Below are 3,710 nucleotides of genomic sequence, written 5' to 3' on the forward strand. Positions count from 1 at the left end.
GACCGCGGCGACGAGGCCGGTGAGGGCGAGGACGGCGGCGGCGACGAGCGCGGTCGTCGTCCGCAGCGCGGGGCGCGCGGGCAGGTGCGACGACGGGCGCGGCGACGGGCGCGGCGCGGTGCGGGCCCCGGGGTGGACCATGGCGGTCGCTCCTTTGCGACGGGCGGGGTGCGGGCTCGCGTGACGCTACGGAGGGGTCCGGACGACGGTCCAGGGGTGAAGCGTTTCGACACGCCGTCGCCGCAGGTCGCGACGTCGCGGGCCGACGCCGCGGGGCCTCGGGCGGCGCGCCCCGGGAACGGCCGGGCAGCACTGCGGGCGACGCGCCTCGATGCGCGCCGCCCGCAGCGGTGGTGCCCGCCGACGACGTGGTCGCCGGTCGGACGGGGAGGCCTCGCGGCCCGCGGTCAGACCGCGTGCACGATCTTCTCGGTCTGCTCCTTCGCGTCGCCGAACAGCATCGCGGTGTTGTCCCGGAAGAACAGCGGGTTCTGCACGCCCGCGTACCCGGTGGCCATCGACCGCTTGAACACGACGACCTGCTTGGCGTGCCACACCTCGAGGACCGGCATGCCCGCGATGGGCGAGCCCGGGTCGTCGAGCGCGGCGGGGTTGACGGTGTCGTTCGCGCCGATGACGAGCACGACGTCGGTGCTCCCGAAGTCGTCGTTGATCTCGTCCATCTCGAGCACGATGTCGTACGGCACCTTGGCCTCGGCGAGCAGCACGTTCATGTGACCCGGGAGGCGGCCGGCGACGGGGTGGACGCCGAAGCGCACCTCGACGCCCTTGTCGCGGAGCTTGGAGACGAGCTCGGCGACCGGGTACTGCGCCTTCGCGACGGCCATGCCGTAGCCGGGCGTGATGACGACGCGCTTGGCGTCGCGCAGGATGTCGGCGACGTCCTGCGCGGACATCTCGCGGTGCTCGCCGTAGTCCTGCGCGGTGCTGACGACCGTCCCGCCCTCGGCCCCGAAGCCACCGAGGATGACGCTGATGAACGACCGGTTCATCGCCCGGCACATGATGTAGCTGAGGATCGCACCGGAGGACCCGACGAGGGCGCCGGTGACGATGAGCAGGTCGTTGCTCAGCATGAAGCCCGCGGCCGCGGCGGCCCACCCGGAGTACGAGTTGAGCATCGAGACCACGACCGGCATGTCGCCGCCGCCGATGGACGCGACGAGGTGCCAGCCGAGGGCCAGCGCGACGACCGTCATGACCAGCAGCGGGACGATAGACGGCGAGGCGACGAACCACGCGCCGACGCCCGCGCTCGCGACGAGCGCGAGCAGGTTGAGCGTGTTGCGCCGCGGCAGCATGAGCGGCGCCGACGCGATGCGGGCCGACAGCTTGAGGTAGGCGACGATCGAGCCGGTGAACGTCACGGCACCGATGAGGACGCCGAGGTACACCTCGACGAGGTGCACGGGGTCGGCGGGCTCGGTCAGGTAGGAGTTGAACCCGACGAGCACCGCGGCGAGGCCGACGAAGCTGTGCAGGATCGCGATGAGCTCCGGCATCTGCGTCATCTCGACGCGTCGTGCCTGCCAGGTGCCGACGACGACGCCGACGAGCAGCACGAGCGCGATGAGCAGGGCCGTCACGACGACCTGACGCTCGCTGGAGTCGAGGCTGAGGGCGACGGTCGCGGCGAGGGCCAGGCCCATGCCGACCATCCCGAAGAGGTTCCCGCGGCGCGCCGTCTCCTGCCGGGACAGCCCGGCGAGGGACAGGACGAACAGCACCGCGGCGACGAGGTAGACCGCCTGCGCGACGGACGTGAGCATCAGGCGTCCTTCCGGAACATGCGGATCATGCGGTTCGCGACGAGGAAGCCGCCGAAGATGTTGATGCTGGCGACGGCTGCCGCGACGCACGCGAGCGTCGTGACGAGCCAGTCGTCGGAGCCGATCTGCAGGAGCGCGCCGACGAGGATGATCCCGGAGATCGCGTTCGTCTGGGCCATGAGCGGCGTGTGCAGCGAGTGGCTCACGTTGGAGATGACGTAGTACCCGACGAACACCGCCAGCACGAACACCGTGAAGTGCCCGAGGAACGCGGCCGGGGCGAACGACAGCCCGAGCGCGACGACGACGGCGGCCAGCGCGAGCGAGACGGTCCGGCGCTGGCGGCGGCGCTCGGCCGCGGCGTGCGCGACGGCCTCGGCGGCGGCGATCTCCTCGAGGCTGGGCGCGGCGTCGGCGGGCGGCGGCATCGCGGCGGACACCGCGACGGGCGGCGGGGGCCACAGGACCTCGCCGGTGCGCGTCACGGTCATGCCGCGCTGCACGGGGTCGTCGAGGTCGAGCACGAGCTCGCCGTCCTTGCCGGGCGTGAGCAGCTGCAGCAGGTGCACGACGTTCGTGCCGAAGAGCTGCGACGTGTGCTGCGGCAGCCGGCCCGCGAGGTCGGTCCAGCCGAGGACGACGACGCCGTTCTCGGTGACGACGCGCTCCCCGGGCACGGTGGCCTCGCAGTTGCCGCCGCCCGACGCCGCGAGGTCCACGACGACGCTGCCGGGACGCATCCCGGCGACCATCTCCGCGGTGATCGTCCGCGGTGCGGTGCCGCGCACGAGCGCGGTGGTGATGACGATGTCGGCGGCGGCGGTCTCGGCGGCGTACACCGCGGCGGTGGCCGCCTCCTGGTCGTCGGTGAGCGCGGAGGCGTACCCGTCCGCGCTCACCTGCTGCTGGGCCGACTCGGCGCGCACGAACGTCGCACCCATCGACTCGATCTGCTCGCCGACCTCGGGGCGGACGTCGAAGGCCCGCACCTGCGCGCCGAGGCTGTCGGCCGCGCCGATCGCGGCGAGCCCGGCGACCCCGGCGCCGATGACGAACACCTTGGCGGGCGGGGTCTTGCCTGCGGCGGTGACCTGCCCGGCGAACATGCCGCCGTACTCCTGCGCGGCCTCGACGACGGCACGGTATCCGGCGACGTTCGACAGGGTGGACAGGACGTCGAGGCTCTGCGCGCGGGAGATGCGCGGCACGGCGTCGAGCGACAGCGCGGTCACGCCGCGCGCGGTCAGCGCGTCGACGAGGTCGGCGCGGCCACCGGGGTTGAGCATCGCGACGAGGGTCGCGCCGGGTCGCAGCGCCGCGACCTGGCTGTCGTCGGGGGCGCCGACGGCCGTGACGACGTCGGCGGCCCAGACCGCTGCGGCGTCACCGATCGTCGCGCCCACGGCCTCGTACGCCGCGTCGTCGAACGTGGCCGCGGCCCCGGCGTCGTGCTCGACGAGCACGTCGTAGCCGAGCGCGCGCAGCTGCGCGACGGTCTTGGGCGTCGCGGCCACCAGCCGCTCGCCGGGCCGCGTCTCGCGCGGCACCCCGATGGTCGTCACTCGTAACCTCCGTCGGTTCGGGCGACCGGGAGACCGGCCGTCAGGAGAGACTATCCGGGAAAGCGCCTTCCGACGAGTGACCTAGGTCATGGGTCCGACCTCGGGATCCCGGCGACGCCACCGGGATCGCAGGTGGGGAGCGGAATCGGCGCACGCGGGACGCCACCACCGGCGTCAGGCCCGATCCGCGCCTCAGACGCCGGCGGCGCGCTGCGTGGACTCCCACGCGGCCGTCGTCCGGCGCAGCTCGCCCTCCGCGTCGAGCCCGGCCGCCGCGGCCTCGGCCACGAGCGCGAGGAGCCGCTCGCCGAGCGGGGCGTCGGGGCCCGCGTCGGGCAGCGCGACCGCGTGCCCCGCC

Annotated in this window: 2 protein-coding genes; both read right to left on the reverse strand. The window is 73.8% G+C overall.

The genetic code is table 11. The annotated features are described in order from the left end of the window. Window positions 1-407: 407 nt before the first annotated feature. Window positions 408-1,790 (reverse strand): Re/Si-specific NAD(P)(+) transhydrogenase subunit beta, encoded by a 1,383-nt coding sequence (gene pntB, locus CBZ_RS09970; RefSeq protein WP_130781410.1) that lies wholly within the window; start codon window positions 1,788-1,790, stop codon window positions 408-410. Then, window positions 1,790-3,352: a Re/Si-specific NAD(P)(+) transhydrogenase subunit alpha gene (locus CBZ_RS09975; protein ID WP_130781411.1), complete on the reverse strand. Its 1,563-nt coding sequence runs from the start codon at window positions 3,350-3,352 to the stop codon at window positions 1,790-1,792. Before CBZ_RS09975 ends, pntB begins: the two co-directional genes overlap by 1 nt. Between the last annotated feature and the right edge of the window lie 358 nt (window positions 3,353-3,710).

This window comes from Cellulomonas biazotea, from assembly GCF_004306155.1.
Lineage (GTDB): Bacteria > Actinomycetota > Actinomycetes > Actinomycetales > Cellulomonadaceae > Cellulomonas > Cellulomonas biazotea.

Excerpts from the sequence above, each read along its gene's own strand:
- pntB (WP_130781410.1), bottom strand. The coding sequence starts at position 1,790 with ATGCTCACGTCCGTCGCGCAGGCGGTCTACCTCGTCGCCGCGGTGCTG.